Here is a 16425-nt window from a genome sequence, read left to right as displayed (position 1 = left end):
GCCGTCACTTCCCTTCGTTGCGGTTGGCCCGCAGGTAGAACACCGCGAACACGGCGGAGATCAGCACCAGAACGTTGCCGACCACGGCACCGGTCCCGAAGTCCAGCTGGACGAAGGAGTCCTGGTAGGTCAGCGTGCCCAGGGTCTGCGTGGAGTCGGCTGGGCCGCCGTCGGTGAGCGCCAGCACCAGGTCGAGGATCTTGACCGTGGACATGAAGCCCAGCACGAGCACGACGGTGACGACGGGCCTCAGCAGCGGCAGCGTGATCGAGCGGAAGGTGCGCCAGGCGGAGGCGCCGTCGAGCGAGGCGGCCTCGTAGACCTCACGCGGAAGTTCCTGGAGGCCGCCGTAGAGGATCACCGTGTTGAACGGGATGCCGATCCAGATGTTCACCAGGGTCACGGCGAGCAGCGCCACGTGCGTGCTGGTCAGCCAGGGCGTGTGACCGATGCCGAAAAGCCCGAGGAAGGAGTTCAGCACACCGGTGTCCTGGTCCAGGATGCGCCGCCAGACGATGCCGGAGACGACCATCGGCACGAGCCAGGGCAGCAGCATCAGTGCGCGCAGTACACCGCCCAGCGGGAACCTGCGGTTGAAGAACACCGCCAGGCCCAGACCGATGCAGAACTGCCCGATCAGCGAGCCGATCGTGAAGACGATCGTCTGCCACAGGGCCTTGCCGAACAGGTCGTCGCCGAAGACGTTGCGCCAGTTGTCCAGGCCGTTGAAGGGGGCCTTGCCGGTGAAGAAGGTCGACGGCGTGTAGTGCTGGAAGCTCATCACGATGTTGCGCACGAGCGGGTAGCCGAAGAACAGCAGCATGAACAGCACGGCTGGGGCCACGAAGCCCCACTGCGCGAGCGTGCGCCGCCGGCGGGTGCGGGCCGGGTCGGGGGCGGTTTCGGCGGTGCTGCCGATGGCCGCGGGGCCCGGAACAGTGGTGGTGGACACGGTGGTTGCCTCACTTCCCGCTCTCGACGCGCGCCTGCGCGTGTTTCAGGGCCGACGCGGAGGACTGGCCGGTGAGCGCCGACTGGAAGGCGCTCTGCAGGGCGAGGGAGACGGAGGTCCAGCCGGAGCCGACCTCGGCGGTGCGCGAGCGTGCCACCGCGACCTGGTCGGCCAGTGAGCTGAGCGAGGGAACCTTCTTGCGCCAGATGGCGGCGGCCTTCCGGTTGGCCGGGATCATCCAGCTGTTGAGCGCGTAGGTCACTTCCTCCTGCTCGCTCGTCAGGCAGTTGACGATCTGTGCGGATGTCTTCTCGCGCGCGGTGTCGCCGATGTCCGGGATGGTCAGCTCACCGCCGCCCAGCGGCCCCACGGAGTCCTCCCCGGCCCTGGGGACGGGAATTTGGGCGATGCCCCAGTGCAGGCTCTTCTTGGTGTCGAGGGTCTCGACCTGCCACGGGCCGTTGATCATCATGGCGGCGTTCCCGGCCATGAACTGGTCGTTGACGTCGGCCTGGGTCCAGTTGATCGTCGACTTCGACAGCGAGCCGTCGGAGAGCAGCGACTTCCAGTAGTCGAGCGCCTGGACGACCTGCGGGCTGTCGAGGTGGGTCTCGTCGCCGCCGTTGGACCACATGAACGGCGTGAACTGGTAGACGCCGTCCTCCGCCCCACCCGCGCTCAGGGCGATGCCGTATCGGTGTCCCTGGGTGAGTCTTCTGGCCGTCTCGCGCATCTCGTCCCACGTGGTCGGCACCTTGACGCCGGCCTTTTCGAGGACGTCTTTGTTGTAGAACAGCGCGAGCGTGTTCACCGTGCGCGCCGCGCCGTAGTACGTGCCCTTGTAGGAGCCGTAGTCGACGATGCCCTGCGGTACGTCGGTGGTGTCGACGCCCAGTTTCCTCAGGTCCAACAGGCCGCCGGTCTCGGCGAAGGCCGGCATCTCGGAGCCGTCGAACTGGATGATGTCCGGCAGCGACTTGGAGGACGCCATCCGCAGAGACCTGGTCATGACCTGGTCGGCCGGGACGGATTGCTGCCGGACGGTGACGCCGAGCCGCTTGCTGCACCGTTCGAGGGTCGCCGCGTCCCAGCTGTGGTACGAGTCGTCCGTCGAGGAGTTCAGGACGGTGTACACGCCGGGATCGCGGGACTGGCCGCAGCCGGCCAGCGCGGCGCCGGCGACGACCGCCGAGGCGGCGGTGAGTGCGACGAGGACGGGCCGGCGGGCCCGCCGGCGGCGAGGCCATGGTCCGTTCGGTGGGTGTGCTGTCACGATGCTGCCCTTGGGTGGGAGGGGTGCCGGATCCGGTGAACGCATCGCCCTTCGGGGCGGCGGAGCGCGGGCCAGGGGCCTTGGACGCGGCGCTGGAGGACGCGCCCGTCGGGCGTGGCTCAGCCCCGTGCGCGGCGCGGGGGGCGCGGAACACGGAACGGTTGGTGCGGACGGCAGCGGACGGTCGGCAAGCCGTAGGAGAACCGGTTCTCGGAGGCGGAGTTGAAGCGCTTCGACAAAATCGACATGTGCGGCCCTTGCTGTCGCGGGGTCCGGAGACGTCGCCGGACAGTTCGTTTGGTGGGATGACTAATACGTCACGAGGTCGCCCGCGCGCTAGCCCCGTGCGGACGCCTCTTGCTTCGCGGCTCGGCGTGCAGCAAGGTGTCGCCTGCACAATCAAGCCTCTTCAGAGCCTTCGTGGCGATGCCTGTGTCCCGGCTCGACGGCCTCCGCACCCCTGAGGAAGATCATGAAGTTCACCGACGGCTTCTGGCGCGTTCGCGATGGCGTACACATCGACTACGCCACCGACGTGCGTGACGTCCGCATGGAGTCGAAGCGCATCACCGTCCACGCCGCGGTGCAACGCGTGACGCGCAGGGGTGACACGCTCAACGCGCCGCTCATCTCCGTCGACTGCTTTTCGCCCGCCGAGGGCGTCATCGGCATCCGCCTCACCCACCACTCCGGGAAGCGTCGGACCGGCCCCTGCTTCACTGTCGGCGGTGACGAGGGCGGGGTGGGCGAGGTGCGCACCGAAGGCGGTGTCACCGAGCTGACCAGCGGCCCGCTCAGCCTGCGCCTGGACCGCTGCGCCCCCTTCGCGCTGAGCTTTCGCGACGCCGACGGCCGCGAACTGACCCGGTCGGGTGCCAAGGGGGCCGCGTTCGCCACCACCGACCGGGGCGGGCACCACATGGTGGGCAAGCTCGCGCTCGGCGTCGGCGAGCAGGTCTACGGCCTCGGCGAGCGCTTCACCCCGTTCGTCAAGAACGGACAGGTCGTCGACATGTGGCAGGCCGACGGCGGCACGAGCAGCGAGCAGGCGTACAAGAACATCCCGTTCTACCTCTCCTCACGCGGCTACGGCGTCTTCGTCAACCACCCCGGCAAGGTCTCCTTCGAGGTCGGCTCGGAATCCGTCGGCCAGGTCCAGTTCAGCGTCGAGGACCAGACCCTGGAGTACTACGTCGTCGCCGGTCCCACCCCGAAGGAGGTCCTCAGCCGCTACACGTGTCTCACCGGGCGTCCGGCCCTGCCGCCGGCCTGGTCCTTCGGGCTGTGGCTGACCAGCTCCTTCACCACCTCCTACGACGAGGCGACGGTGATGTCGTTCGTCGACGGCATGGCCGAGCGCGGCATCCCCTTGTCCGTGTTCCATTTCGACTGCTTCTGGATGCGTGAGTACCAGTGGTGTGACTTCCGGTGGGACCCGGACGTCTTCCCCGACCCTGAGGGCATGCTGGCCCGGCTGAAGGCCAAGGGCTTGAGGATCAGTGTCTGGATCAACCCGTACCTCGCCCAGAAGTCCCCGCTGTTCGACGAGGCCGCCGAACTGGGGCACCTTGTGCGCCGCGCCAACGGCGACGTGTGGCAGTGGGACCTGTGGCAGGCGGGCATGGGGCTGGTGGACTTCACCAGTCCCGAGGCCTGCGCGTGGTTCCAGTCGAAGCTCAAACCACTGCTGGACCAGGGCGTCGACTGTTTCAAGACCGACTTCGGCGAGCGCGTCCCCACCGAGGTCGTCTGGCACGACGGCTCGGACCCCGAGCGGATGCACAACTACTACACCGAGCTGTACAACAAGACCGTCTTCGACCTCCTGGAGAAGGAACGCGGCCAGGGCGAGGCTGTGCTGTTCGCCCGCTCCGCGACCGTGGGCGGCCAGCAGTACCCGGTGCACTGGGGCGGGGACTGCTGGTCCTCCTTCGAGGCCATGGCCGAGTCCCTGCGCGGCGGGCTCTCGCTGTCGCTGAGCGGCTTCGGCTTCTGGAGCCACGACATCGGCGGCTTCGAAGGCACCCCCGACGCCTCGGTGTTCAAGCGCTGGCTGGCCTTCGGCCTGCTGTCCTCGCACAGCCGTCTGCACGGCTCCTCCTCCTACCGCGTGCCGTGGGAGTTCGGCGACGAGGCCGTCGACGTCGCCCGCCGCTTCACCCTGCTCAAGCAGCGCCTGATGCCCTACTTGTACGGTGTCGCCGTCGAGGCCCACCGCACGGGCGTGCCCTCGATGCGTCCGATGCTGCTGGAGTTTCCCGGCGACCCGGCCTGCCGCCCGCTGGACCGCCAGTACATGCTCGGCGCCCATCTGCTGGTCGCCCCGGTCTTCACCGAAGACGGCGAGGTCGAGGTCTACCTGCCCGAGGGCACCTGGACGCAGTTGCTCACCGGCGAGACGGTCACCGGCCCGCTCTGGCGCACCGAGCGCCACGGTTACGACAGCCTCCCGCTGTACGTCCGCGAGGGAGCCGTCCTGCCGCTGGCCGCCGACGGCCGGCACCCGGACGACGACTGGCTGGACGGCATCACCCTGCTGGTCCACCCGACCCCCGAGCACGGATACGAGCGAACCGTGACTGTCCCGGACCAGGCCGGCGCCACCAGCGCCACCTTCCGCCTCCGACGGGAAGGAGGCACTCTGCGCGTCACCGCGGAGGGCAGCGACAAGCCGTTCACCGTGCAGGTCGCGGGCGGCCCGGGCGGCACGGGAACCGGCCGGGTCACGGTGCCGTCGGCCTGAGGGTGAGTCGAAGCGCTTCGACGGAGATGGACACACCCCTCCAGCTGGTATTAGGGTGAAGTCGCCCCTGCCCACTCCTGTCGGATCACGTGTCCTGTCGAAGCGTTTCGTAGAGCCTGGAGAGCCGGTTGGTCACTCTCGCAGAGGTCGCCCAGCACGCCGGAGTTTCGGCGAGCACGGTGAGCTACGTCCTCAGCGGCAAGCGGTCCATCTCCGCGGAGACCCGGGAGAGGGTCGGGCGGAGCATCCGGGCACTGGGCTACCACCCGAACGCGGGCGCACGCGCGTTGGCCAGCAATCGGTCGAACATCATCGCCCTCATGATCCCCCTGCGTACGGACATGTACGTCCCGGTGATGATGGAGATCGCCACCGCTGTGGCGACCACCGCCCGCACGCACGGCTACGACATCCTGCTGCTCACCGGCGAGGAGGGCCCCGACGCGGTGCGCCGGGTCACCGGCAGCGGACTTGCCGACGCGATGATCCTCATGGACGTCGAACTCGACGACGACCGGCTGCCCTTGCTGCGGGCGACCGAGCAGCCCGCTGTGCTGATCGGTCTGCCCACCGACCCCGCCGGTGCGACCTGTGTCGATCTCGACTGGAGCGCGACGGGCGCGCTCTGCGTGGAGCACCTGGCGGAGCTCGGCCACCGGGAGGTCGCCGTCATCGGCGAGGCGCCCGCCGTCTACGAGCGGCACACCGGCTTCGCCGTACGCACTCTCGACGGCCTCCGCTCGCGGGCACGCGAACTCGGCCTGAAGGTACTGCACCGCCCCTGGGAGGGCGGCTACGACGCCATGGCGGCGACCCTGTCCCGGATCTTCGACGAGCGCCCGCGCACCACGGGCTTCGTCGTGCAGAACGAGTCCGCCGTGGAGCCCCTGCTCGCCGTGCTGCGCCGGCTGGGGCGGGCCGTGCCCGAGGACGTGTCGGTGGTCGCCGTCTGCCCCGACCAGGTCGCCGTCCAGGCCTCGGTACGGCTCACCTCGGTCGCCGTTCCTGCCCAGGAGATGGGCCGGCACGCGGTCGACCTCCTGGTGGGCAGACTCGACGGGCGCGAGACGGACGACGTGGTGCTCATCGCACCGGAGCTGACCGTCCGGGCCAGCTCCGGACCGGCGCCGTCGCGTTGACGGCGGTGGGCTCCTGGGTGTGCGGGTAGTACCCGGGCACCCGCACAGGAGGCGGCCTGCGAGGGAGTCCGTGAGGGACTCGGCCACGGCCATGAGAGGGAGCCCCACGTGCTCGCGGTGGAGGGCCGGCGCGTGCTCCCAGGTTCCGCAGATCACCAGAATCGGCAGGGCGGCGCCCCGGATCACCTCCAGCGGGATCTCCGCCTCCCAGACGGGCCGCTCGCGACAGCCTGCTCCATCAGCCGGATGCGACGGCAGCGCCGTCCGGAAGACGGCGGCGTGCCGGGACCCGAGCGGCTGGGAGCACTTCGCTGGGGAAGTGCCCCGGTGGCCGAGTGGCGGCCGCCCCTTCGCAGACGGGCCGGCGCGCGGTACCCGACTGCTTCGCGTGCGCGGCGAGGAGCATGTACGTGGCGTAAGCAGGCCTCACCGCGTATTGCTGTGGTCAGGCCGGTCCTCGTACGGGCGGTGCCACGCACCTGCAACGGTCCGGCGGGAACGGCTGCGAGGGCCCGTGCCGACGGCGTCGCGGTGATGGCGGCCCTCGTCCGCGGCGATCTCCATGGGCGCCGAGCAGGGGCTTGAGGGCTTGGTGGGAGGAGTGGTCCCCTGCCTGCATGTGCCGCCGTCGCGCCCGGATGGCGCGCGCGTCCGGGATCGTGGGCGAGGCGCGGTGGGCAGGGAGCGGACTCGAAGGCGCGCATGGGGTCAGGAGCCCGTCGGCGTCAGGTCCTGCAAGCCCACCACCCGCAGCAACTGCAAGCGCTCGTACGACTCCGTGCCCGGGCGGGCCGTGTGGATGACGAGCCGCTGGTCGTGGTCGGAGTTGACGAGGACCTCGCAGTCGAGGTCGAGGATGCCGATCGCGGGGTGCCGGAACCGTTTCGTGGAGGCGCGGCGTACGGCGACCTCGTGTTGGTCCCAGAGGCGGGCGAACTCCTCGCTCGCGGCGCGCAGTTCGGCGACGAGGGCGGCGGGTCCGGGGTCCGCGGGGCGGGCCGAGGCCACCGCTCGCAAGCCGGCCACCTGTTCGCGGGCGCGCTCCCGGCGGTCCTCGGGTGGGAACAGCTCCTGGGCCGCCGGGTCCAGGAAGAAGCGGCGGATCATGTTGCGTTCTCGGGGCGGGCGGGCGAGGACGTCTCCGCTCAGTGCCCGCGACAGCGCGTTCTGGGCCAGGACCTCGCCGCAGTCGGTCACCACCATCGCCGGGATGTCGTGCAGCCGGTCCAGCACCAGGAGCAGGCCCGGGCGTACGTGCGTGCTGGTCGCCTCCCGGCGCGGCGGCTCCTCGCCGGTGAGGTGGAACAGGTGGTCGCGTTCGTCCTCCGTCAGGCGCAGGGCGCGGGCCAGCGCGGTGAGCATCTGGCGGGACGGACGCGGGCCCCGGGACTGTTCCAGCCGCGTGTAGTAGTCCACGGACATGCCGGCCAGCTGGGCCACCTCCTCGCGGCGCAGCCCCGGCGTACGGCGGCGGGCTCCGGCCGTGAGGCCGACGTCGGAAGGGTCCAGACGGGCGCGGGCGCGGCGCAGGAAGTCGGCGAGTTCGGCTCGGTTCACCTTTCCAGGGTGCGGGAGGCCGGACGGCTTATCCAGGGACCCGCGATCCCCTGATGAAGGGGTCTCTCCCCGCGCCCCCCGTGTCGGCCGAGGCTGGTTGTCGACAACGACGACGTAGTGCGCAAGGAGAACATCATGCTGACTTTGGTGACCGGTACGACGGGACAGGTCGGGCGCCGCTTCGTGCCGAGGCTGCTGGCCCAGCGGCAGCCCGGCGAGCAGGTGCGAGTCCTGGTACGGGACGCGGCCCGCGGCGAGCGCTTCGCGGAGCTGGGTGCCCAGGTCGCCGTGGGCGACATGCGTGACGAGGAGGCACTCGGCAAGGCGCTCGCCGGTGTGGACGCCGTCGTGAACGTCGCCGCCTCCTTCCGCGGGGTGCCGGACGAGGAGGCGTGGGCCGTCAACCGGGACGCCGCGGCGGCCCTGGGCCGCGCCGCGCGGGCCTCGGGCGTGTCCCGGTTCGTGCAGGTCAGCACGAACAATGTGTACGGCCTCGGCCGGGGCCGCCCGCTGACCGAGGAGGACGAGAGCCGGCCGGGCGGCGCGCTGTGGGGCGCCTACCCCGAGTCCAAGGCCGAGGCCGAGCGCGAACTGCTCGCGCTCGAGGGCCTGGACGTACGCATCGGACGGCTCCCCTTCGTCTACGGCGAGGGCGACCCGCACCTCGCCAACGTCATGCACTGGGCCTCCCGTTGGGCGCCGCACCAGCGCCTGCAGATGGTCCACCACGCGGACGTCGCCCAGGGCCTGATGCGTCTGCTGTACGCGCCGGGCATCGCCGGCCGGATCTACAACATCGCCGACGACGCCCCCGTCACGACGGTCGAGCTGTACCAGCTCAACGGCGTCGAGGTGCCCGCCGGGCTCCACGAGCTCACGGACCCCGACCCGTGGTTCGGGATCACATCCAACCAGCGGATCCGCCGGGAGCTCGGCTTCCGGCCGATCTACCCGAGCGTCTGGACGGCCCGGGACGCCGGAGCCCTGTGACGGTCACCGCGCCCGGCCGGCCCGCCCCTCATTTCGGCGCGCACGCCGCGCTGGGCGGTTTCGCACAGCAGGTCGATGAAGTAGGTGTCGGGGGCGAAGTAGGCGGTGGCCAGCCGAAAACGTTCCTCGGCGGAAGTGAGCGTGACGCGGATGAGGGTCTGCATGTCCTGCCAGCCGATGCTCGCGGAGCCGCGGACGACCTGCACCACCGACGAGCCGGTCTGCGGGTGTTCCGTGAAGCGGTCATGGTCGTCGAAGAGTTCGTCGTGGCACTCCGCCCAGTTCTGCGCGAACGCTGCCCCGATGCCGTCCACGGCCGGACCGCGCACCCGCACGTGGGTGTCGCGCCATTCGGCGGGCTTGCGGGCGTTGCCGCACCGTTCCTCGGCGATGCCGACGCCGCCGGTGAAGGCGGTCTGCTCGTCGGCCACGAGGGCCTTGCGGTGGCAGCGGTGGTTCCGTTTGAAGGGCGACAGCCACAGGGGTCGGGGAACCAGGCCACCTGCACGCCCGCGGCGCTATGAGGTCGAGCAGCCGTTGTTCGGTCTCCTTGGCGCCGAAGCCGTCGAGCATCAGCCGTACGCGGACCCCCGCACGGGCGCGGTCGGCCAGAGCGGCGGCGAAGTCGTGCGCGATCCGACCTTGCCAGTACACGAAGGTCATCATGTCGACGGTGTGCCGAGCCGCGCGGATCGCCCCGAGCATCGCGGGGAAGATCTCATCTCCGTTGCGCAGGGGCAGCAGGTCGTTTCCTTCCGTGGCGGCCACGAACCGTTGCAGTACCAGCAGGTGTTCTGGCTCGCGAGGTCGGGGCACGGCCGGCGTCCCGCTTCCCCGCGGGATGCCGGGTAGCCGCAGCCCGGGTGGGTGCATCGCACCCACGCCCCGGCCCGTGGGGTGGGTCTAGCGTGGCGGACATGGGAAGCAATAACGAGCTCGGTGAGTACCTGCGTGCTCGCCGCGCGATGGTCACGCCGCGAGACGTCGGGCTGCTCGACGGCGGGGACCGGCGGGTGCCGGGGCTACGGCGGGACGAGGTGGCGCTGCTGGCCGGGGTGAGCACGGACTACTACATCCGCCTGGAGCAGGGTCGTGAGCGGAACCCGTCTGAGCAGGTGCTCCGGGCGATCGCTGCGGCACTGTGGCTGGACGGTGCCGCCACGGGGCACCTGTTCCGGCTCGGCCTGCCCGTCTTTGCCGCGGCGTCCGCGGCACCTACCGTGGCCCCGGAGCTGGTGCGGCTGATGGACGGCATGCGCGACGTGCCTGCCTTCGTGGTCGGTGCGGCGCAGGACGTGCTGGCCGCCAATGCGATGGCGTCCGAGCTGTACTGCGGGTTCGCCCGGTACGACAACCTGCTGCGAATGATCTTCCTCGATCCGTTCGCGCGGGAGTTCTACGTCGACTGGGACAAGGCGGCGCGCACCGCCGTGGGCAACTTGCGGGCGTCCTCCTCGCAGTTCCCCGAGGACGAGCGGATCGAGCGGATCGTCGGCGAGCTCAGCGTGCGCAGCCCCGCCTTCACCGGCCTGTGGGCACGTTACGAGGTTCGTCCCCGCACGCAGGAGGACAAGCGCTTCCGGCACTCACGCGTGGGTGAGGTGCGGCTGCACTTCGAGGCCCTGGCCGTCACCAGCGCCCCGGGTCAGCACCTGTCCGTCTACAGCGCGGAACCGGGCAGCGCCAGCGCCGATGCCCTGTTGCTGCTCCGCCGACTGGCCGAGCAGGACTCGGCTTCCACCGTTCAGGACACCACCACAGAGGAACAAGACGTCCGATCATGACCGCTGCCCTGTCCGGCGCCGCCGGCACCGCCGGGAAGGAAGCCACCCGTCTCGGCTTCGGCGCCGTGCGACTGACCGGGCTCGGTGTGTGGGGGCGAGCCCGACGACCGCGACGAGTCAGTCTGCGTGGAACGCCGTGGCGTCGAGCTCGGCGTGCAGCTGATCGACACCGCGGACTCCTACGGCCCCCACGTCAGCGAGGAGATCATCCGCGAGGCGATCCACTCCTACCTCGACGAGGCGCTCATCGCGACGAAGGTCGGACAGACTCGCAGCGGCCCGGACACGATCAGGACTCGCGACGGACTGGTGCGCTTGGGCCTCGGGGCGTGGCCGCCGGTCGGGCGCCCGCAGTACCTGTGTGAGCAGACCCTGATGAGCCTTCGCCGGCTCGGCCTGGACCACATCGACCGCGAGCGGCCTGTCCCAGGTCACCGTCGACCAGATCGAGCACGCGTGCCCGATCGCGGAGATCGCCACTGTCCAGATGCGACAACCTTGACCGGCCGCAGCTCCGCCGACGTCCTGGACCCCTGCACCCACCACCGCATCGGTTTCATGCCGGTAGCTGCGGGCGAGCTCGCCCGCCCCGGCGGCCGCTCGACCGGATCGCGACCGCCCACGGCGCCCGGCCGTCCTGGGTGGCACTGGCCCGGCTGCTCGCCCGCTCCAAGGTCGTGCTGCCCACCCCCGGCACCTCCAAGGTCGCGCACCTTTAGGAGGACCTGGCCGCGGCAGCGCTGCGCCTGACCGACACAGAACTCGGCGAACTCACCGACACCGCATGACTTGCACCCCCGCGGGACCGGTCGCTGACCCGCCGGCCCTGCCCCACCCACTCACCGAAGAAGGCACCTCACGCCATGCTGCTCCCCTTCACCGAAGCAGGCCGAGGACGGCCCGTCGTCCTGCTGCACGCCCGGCCCACCGACCGCACCATGTGGGACGCCCACCTGCCGCCACTCGCCGAGGCGGGCGTGCGGGCCATCGCCCTGGACCTGCCCGGCCACGGCGACGCGGTCGTTCCCGACCGCCGCGAGGTGGCCCCCTGGTCGGACGTGCTTGACACGCTTGACCACCTGTGGGCCGACCGCTTCGTGCTCGCCGGGAACTCGCTCGGCGCCCTGGTGGCACTCCAGGCCGCCGTCACGGCACCAGAGCGGGTGGAGGGCCTGGTTCTGGTCGGTTACCGGCCTCACGACCAGCCCGCCTCCTCACGTCTGGACGCCGCCTGGGAGGCCGAACGGAAGGCGCTGGCCGTCGGCGACCTGGACGCCGCGGTGAAAGCCGGCGTCGAGGCGTGGACCTCGGCCGGGGCCACCGAGGAGGTACGCACCCACGCCGCCCGCATGCTCCACCGCCAGCTGACCGAACAACTCACCCACGGCGAACCGCCGCAGGCGGCGGATCCCCTCGGCACGGGCCCGGCAGCACTGCGCACGCTTAAGGGCGTGCCCGCGCTGGTCAGCGTCGGCGAGCACGACATGCCCGACTTCCACGAAGGCGGCGCGGGACTTGCCCGAGAGCTCGATGCGGGTCGGACCACCGTCATCCCCGCCGCCGGACATCTGGCGCCGCTGGAACAGCCCGCGGCGTTCTGCGCCCTGCTGCTGGACTTCGTCCGCCGCCTCCCGCCGTACTCGTCGCCCGCGCACGGGTAGGACCCGCCCCCGGCGGGTCCGGCGTCCTCTGCCGGCTCCGACCGGATGCCCACATCGGTGCCGCATCCGCAGCAGCCCCTCGTCATCTGGCCAAGCGTGATCGAACGGACATTTCCTAAGACCGTGGCTTACGTGGTGAGGCGGTCGTTGTCGCGAGGCCCCTGATCCCGCCGTCGAAGGTGCGGCCACAAGGCGGCGGAACGCAGGACACGCCTGATGAGACGTTGTTCGCAGCCGTCGTCCACGTGCTGGTCAGCGGCTGCGCCTGGCGCCAACTCATGAGCAGCCGAGTCGTCGTGGGGTGCCGGACAGCGAATCGGAGGAAGCCACAGCAGCGGCAGACGCCTGAAAGCCACACCCGGCACCGCTGGGTGAGCCAACCCTACGAATGTCTTCATGCCCGGATATGGCAGCCGCCGACCGCCACTCGGGAGAAGTCCAGGGCGTTCGCGCCGCGGAGCTCGGCGAGGAGGACCTCGTGGCTCGGACAGGGCCGCTCGTTCGACAGACTCCCGCCTTGCGGCGACGGGCCGCTCAGTCCGCCCCGTCGTACGACCGGCCCCCCGGCGGGCTCAGCGTGCCGCCCAGTTCCTGCGCCCGGCGCAGGAACTCCTCCCGCAGTCCGCGTGCCGCCCGCGGCACGGACGTGGCCCTGCGCAGTTGCAGCATCAGCAGCACCCGTGTCCCGGCGCCCGCCAGTGGCCGGTAGGTGATGGCACCCAGCCGCTCCAGCGGATCTCCGACGACGCTGAAGTCTGGCAGTACCGTGGCCCCGAGCCCCTCCGCCACCATCAGCTTGCCCATCTCGGCCCCGTCGGTGGAGTACGAGAAGGACGGGGTACGGCCGTTCAGCAGCCGGTGCACGTACCGGTGCATGACATAACCGGAGCGCATCGCGATCAGGGGCTGGCTCAGCAGGTCGTCCACGGTCACCTCGGAGTGGGAGGCGAGCGGGCTGTCGGGCCGTACGCACACCACTGGCCGACCGTGCAGGAGTTGCGTCGACTCCAGTGCGGCCGGCATGTCGTCCCCTTCGAGGTGATTGACCAGGCCGAGGTCGAAGCCGCCCTCGGTCAGGGCCCGGTGGATCTCCGTCTGCTGCGCGGCGACCACCTCGACCTGGGTGAGGCGGTGTGCGGCGCGGAAGGTGCGCACCACCGGAACGAGCAGCGGCACGGTCGCCGCGTTCACCGTTGCCACCCGCACCATGCGGCTGACGCGGTGCTGCTCGCCCGCCGCGGCCCGCAGCCGGTCCACCGCCTCCAGGACGCCGACGATGTGCGGCAGCAGTTCGCGGCCCTCCGCGCTCATCGTCGCCCCGGAGCGTTTGCGTTCCAGGAGGACGACGCCGAGTTCGCGTTCCAGGTTCCTGACGGTCTCACTCAGCGCCGGCTGGGACAGGCGCAGTTCCTCCGCGGCCCGGCGCAGCGAGCCCAGCCTGGTCACCGCGGCGATGTATTCCAGCTGTTCCGTTCGCACGGCAGCAGAATTCCCCTCGTGCGAGGAGCTGTTCAAGGGTTTCCCTGTCACACCTTCGTGAAATTCAGTGGGGTGCGCCGTAAAACCGGTCGGGTTTCCCTTGACGGCCTCGATCGGCGGCTGCCACGATCGGCGGCATGACGATGCGACTGGACCTCACGCGGCGACGCCATGTCGACCTCGCGCGCGTCTCCAGTGCCTCCTGTCGCTCAGCGGCCTGACCCCTCAGGGATCCGTCGCTTCTTATCCACGCCACGGCTTTCGTCGCACAGTTCGCTGCCGCGTTCCCGTCAGCGCCGTTGCAGCAAAGCGGTGTTCGTACACACCTGCTCATGTGAGTGATGTGGTGTTTCCTTTCGCCGGGATATGACGTCCCGGGTCGCACAGAATTCAGCAACAGGAGTTCCGCATGCCCGCGCCCGTGAAATTCGCCTATTGGGTCCCCAACGTCAGCGGGGGACTGGTCACCAGCACGATCGAACAGCGCACGGACTGGGGGTACGACTACAACCGCGAACTCGCCGTCCTCGCCGAGAACAACGGCTTCGAGTACGCGCTCAGCCAGGTTCGCTACATGGCCAGCTACGGTGCCGAGTACCAGCACGAGTCGACCAGCATCAGCCTCGCCCTGCTCCTCGCCACCGAGCGCCTGAAGGTGATCGCCGCCGTTCATCCCGGCCTGTGGCACCCGGGCGTCCTCGCCAAACTGGGCGCCACCGCCGACCACCTGTCCGGCGGTCGTTTCGCCGTCAACGTCGTCAGCGGCTGGTTCAAAGACGAGTTCACCGCGCTCGGCGAGCCCTGGCTGGAGCACGACGAACGCTACCGCCGCTCCGAGGAGTTCATTCGCGCCCTGCGCCAGATCTGGACCGAGGACCACACCGAACTCGCCGGGGACTTCTACCGGTTGCGGGACTTCTCCCTCAAGCCGAAGCCCCTCAGCTCTCCCGGGCGACCGCACCCGGAGATCTTCCAGGGCGGCAACTCCATGGCCGCCCGCCGGATGGCCGGCCGGGTCTCCGACTGGTACTTCTCCAACGGCAAGGGCTTCGACGGAGTCATCGAGCAGATCCAGGACGTACACTCCGCGGCAGACCGGGCGGGCCGCACGGCGCCCCGGTTCGGCCTCAACGGCTTCCTCATCGCCCGCGACACCGAGGCCGAGGCCCGCGACACCCTCCGCGAGATCGTCGCCAAGGCCGACTCCGAGGCCGTCGAGGGCTTCGGCGCCGCCGTACGGCAGGCGGGCCGGTCCACCGCCGACGGCAAGGGCATGTGGCAGGACTCCACCTTCGAGGACCTGGTCCAGTACAACGACGGCTTCCGCACCGGCCTGATCGGCACCCCCGAACAGATCGCGGAACGAATCGTCGCCTACCGCCGCCTCGGCGTCGACCTCCTGCTGCTCGGCTTCCTGCACTACCACGAGGAGGTCGCCTACTTCGGCAAGCGCGTGCTGCCCCTCGTCCGCGAGCTGGAGGCGCAGCTCCCCGAGGACGAGCCCCGCCCCGCGCCCGCGCATGCCTGATCTCCTGTCCGGCCCCGCCTCACCCCTCCCCGACGCCACACCCGCACCGCCGAGGACCCCACGGCACCGCACCACGAAAGAGGTCACCCGCATGAGCACCCCCACGGCCACCACCTGGCAGAACCGCCCCGCCCCGACGACCGCCCAGGACTGGATCACGCGCGCCGCCGAGGTCGCCGCCGTCCTCGCCACCGACGCCGCCGCCCGGGACCGCGCTGGAGCCACCCCGTACGCCGAGGTGGAATTGCTGAAGGACTCGGGCCTGGTCACTCTGCTCGGGCCCGTCGAGCACGGCGGCGCCGGCCAGGACTGGCCCACCGCCTACCGCGTCGTCCGTGAGGTCGCCAAGGCCGACGGGTCCATCGGCCAGCTCCTCGGCTACCACTACCTGTGGAACTGGGCCGCCCGCCTCGTCGGCACCCGCGAGCAGTGGGAGCACGTCGAGGCCGAGGCCGCGCGCAACCGCTGGTTCTTCGGCGGGGCCGTCAACCCGCGCGACAACGACGTCGTCGTCACGGAAGACGGCGACGCCCTCGTCTTCACCGGCCGCAAGACCTTCTCCACCGGCAGCAAGGTCTCCGACGTCACCGTCCTCGAAGGCGTCCTGGAGGGCACCGGCCAGCACGTCTTCGCGATCGTGCCCTCCGACAGCGAGGGCCTGACCTTCCACGACGACTGGGACAACATCGGCCAGCGGCTGACCGAGAGCGGAAGCGTCACCATCGAGGGCGTGCGCACCCCGTGGTCCTCGGCGGCCGGCTACGTCGACAAGCAGTTCCAGGCGCGCACCTACAACACCCTCAACGTGCCCACCATCCAGCTCGTCTTCGTCAACTTCTACCTCGGCATCGCGGGCGGCGCGCTGGAGACGGCGGTCACTTACACCCGGAGCAAGACCCGGCCCTGGCTGCACGGCGGCCACGAGCGGGCGGTCGACGAGCCGTACGTTGTAGACACCTACGGCGCTCTCACCGCGAAGCTGTGGGCGGCCGAGGCGCTCGCCGACGCCGTCGCCGCCGAGGGCCAGAAGCTGCACGACGACCCCGACGCCGTCACCGAGCAGGCGCGCGGCGAGTTCGAGGTGCGGGTCGCCGCGGTCAAGGCGCGCGCCACCGACGTCGCCCTGGAAGTCACCAGCCGTATCTTCGAGGTGACGGGCGCCCGCTCCACGACCACCGCCGAGGGGCTGGACCGTTTCTGGCGCAACGTCCGCACCCACACTCTGCACGACCCCGTCGCCTACAAGCGCCGCGAGGTCGGCCGCTGGGTGCTCGAGGGCGAACTGCCCGAACCGACCTGGTACTCCTAACCCCCCGGGG

At 70.5% G+C, this 16425-nt stretch carries 13 protein-coding genes and 2 pseudogenes; 10 read left to right on the top strand and 5 right to left on the bottom strand.

Going from position 1 to position 16425, the window contains the following annotated elements:
- Positions 1-4 precede the first annotated feature (4 nt).
- Both HEP81_RS01465 and HEP81_RS01460 read right to left on the bottom strand, forming a co-directional pair.
- Complete coding sequence (locus tag HEP81_RS01465; protein ID WP_037662570.1) at positions 5-952, bottom strand: carbohydrate ABC transporter permease; 948 nt, start codon at positions 950-952, stop codon at positions 5-7.
- Between the two features lie 10 nt (positions 953-962).
- Positions 963-2225 carry an ABC transporter substrate-binding protein gene (locus HEP81_RS01460; protein WP_037662572.1) on the bottom strand — a complete coding sequence of 421 codons (1263 nt, stop codon included), beginning with the start codon at positions 2223-2225 and terminating at the stop codon, positions 963-965.
- A 472-nt stretch (positions 2226-2697) separates the two neighbouring features.
- Here HEP81_RS01460 and yicI point away from each other — a divergent pair, with 472 nt between their 5' ends.
- Entirely contained in the window at positions 2698-4968 is a 2271-nt protein-coding gene (yicI, locus tag HEP81_RS01455) for an alpha-xylosidase (RefSeq protein WP_037662574.1), read from the top strand.
- Between the two features lie 128 nt (positions 4969-5096).
- Entirely contained in the window at positions 5097-6107 is a 1011-nt protein-coding gene (locus tag HEP81_RS01450) for a LacI family DNA-binding transcriptional regulator (RefSeq protein WP_037662577.1), read from the top strand.
- A gap of 708 nt (positions 6108-6815) precedes the next feature.
- Here the strand turns inward: HEP81_RS01450 and HEP81_RS01445 are convergent.
- Positions 6816-7664 carry a helix-turn-helix transcriptional regulator gene (locus HEP81_RS01445; RefSeq protein ID WP_037662579.1) on the bottom strand — a complete coding sequence of 283 codons (849 nt, stop codon included), beginning with the start codon at positions 7662-7664 and terminating at the stop codon, positions 6816-6818.
- 135 nt (positions 7665-7799) lie between these two features.
- On the opposite strand from HEP81_RS01445, the gene HEP81_RS01440 reads away from it, so the two are divergent.
- Positions 7800-8654 carry an NAD-dependent epimerase/dehydratase family protein gene (locus HEP81_RS01440; protein ID WP_037662653.1) on the top strand — a complete coding sequence of 285 codons (855 nt, stop codon included), beginning with the start codon at positions 7800-7802 and terminating at the stop codon, positions 8652-8654.
- Between the two features lie 29 nt (positions 8655-8683).
- On the opposite strand, the pseudogene HEP81_RS01435 reads toward HEP81_RS01440, so the two are convergent.
- Positions 8684-9527 (bottom strand): annotated as a pseudogene (locus tag HEP81_RS01435) (phospholipase D-like domain-containing protein); the annotation flags it as partial.
- A 44-nt stretch (positions 9528-9571) separates the two neighbouring features.
- Between HEP81_RS01435 and HEP81_RS01430 the strand changes: the two are divergent.
- From HEP81_RS01430 to HEP81_RS01415, 4 genes and pseudogenes are all read left to right on the top strand, one after another.
- Entirely contained in the window at positions 9572-10438 is an 867-nt protein-coding gene (locus HEP81_RS01430; protein WP_037662581.1) for a helix-turn-helix domain-containing protein, read from the top strand.
- An 84-nt stretch (positions 10439-10522) separates the two neighbouring features.
- On the top strand, positions 10523-11188 hold the full coding sequence (locus HEP81_RS01425; protein WP_338058735.1) for an aldo/keto reductase: 666 nt from the start codon (positions 10523-10525) through the stop codon (positions 11186-11188).
- Positions 11189-11301: 113 nt separating this feature from the next.
- Positions 11302-12099, top strand: coding sequence for an alpha/beta fold hydrolase (locus HEP81_RS01420; protein WP_037662586.1), 798 nt, complete (start codon positions 11302-11304; stop codon positions 12097-12099).
- 161 nt (positions 12100-12260) lie between these two features.
- Positions 12261-12377 (top strand): annotated as a pseudogene (locus tag HEP81_RS01415) (IS5/IS1182 family transposase); the annotation flags it as partial.
- 256 nt (positions 12378-12633) lie between these two features.
- Here HEP81_RS01415 and HEP81_RS01410 read toward each other — a convergent pair.
- A complete protein-coding gene (locus HEP81_RS01410; protein ID WP_037662587.1) occupies positions 12634-13578 on the bottom strand; it encodes a LysR family transcriptional regulator in 945 nt (314 codons plus the stop codon).
- 137 nt (positions 13579-13715) lie between these two features.
- Between HEP81_RS01410 and HEP81_RS42545 the strand changes: the two genes are divergently transcribed.
- The 3 genes from HEP81_RS42545 to HEP81_RS01400 all read left to right on the top strand — a co-directional run bounded on the left by HEP81_RS42545 (position 13716) and on the right by HEP81_RS01400 (position 16415).
- On the top strand, positions 13716-13799 hold the full coding sequence (locus tag HEP81_RS42545; RefSeq protein ID WP_355151906.1) for a putative leader peptide: 84 nt from the start codon (positions 13716-13718) through the stop codon (positions 13797-13799).
- Between the two features lie 188 nt (positions 13800-13987).
- On the top strand, positions 13988-15106 hold the full coding sequence (gene sfnG, locus HEP81_RS01405; RefSeq protein ID WP_037662588.1) for a dimethylsulfone monooxygenase SfnG: 1119 nt from the start codon (positions 13988-13990) through the stop codon (positions 15104-15106).
- Between the two features lie 91 nt (positions 15107-15197).
- Positions 15198-16415 carry an acyl-CoA dehydrogenase family protein gene (locus HEP81_RS01400; protein ID WP_037662590.1) on the top strand — a complete coding sequence of 406 codons (1218 nt, stop codon included), beginning with the start codon at positions 15198-15200 and terminating at the stop codon, positions 16413-16415.
- The last annotated feature ends 10 nt before the right edge of the window (positions 16416-16425 follow it).

Source organism: Streptomyces griseofuscus (assembly GCF_014673495.1).
Classification (GTDB): domain Bacteria; phylum Actinomycetota; class Actinomycetes; order Streptomycetales; family Streptomycetaceae; genus Streptomyces; species Streptomyces murinus.
Note: the sequence above shows the minus strand (reverse complement) of the source record. Positions and strands in the feature narration are given on the sequence as shown.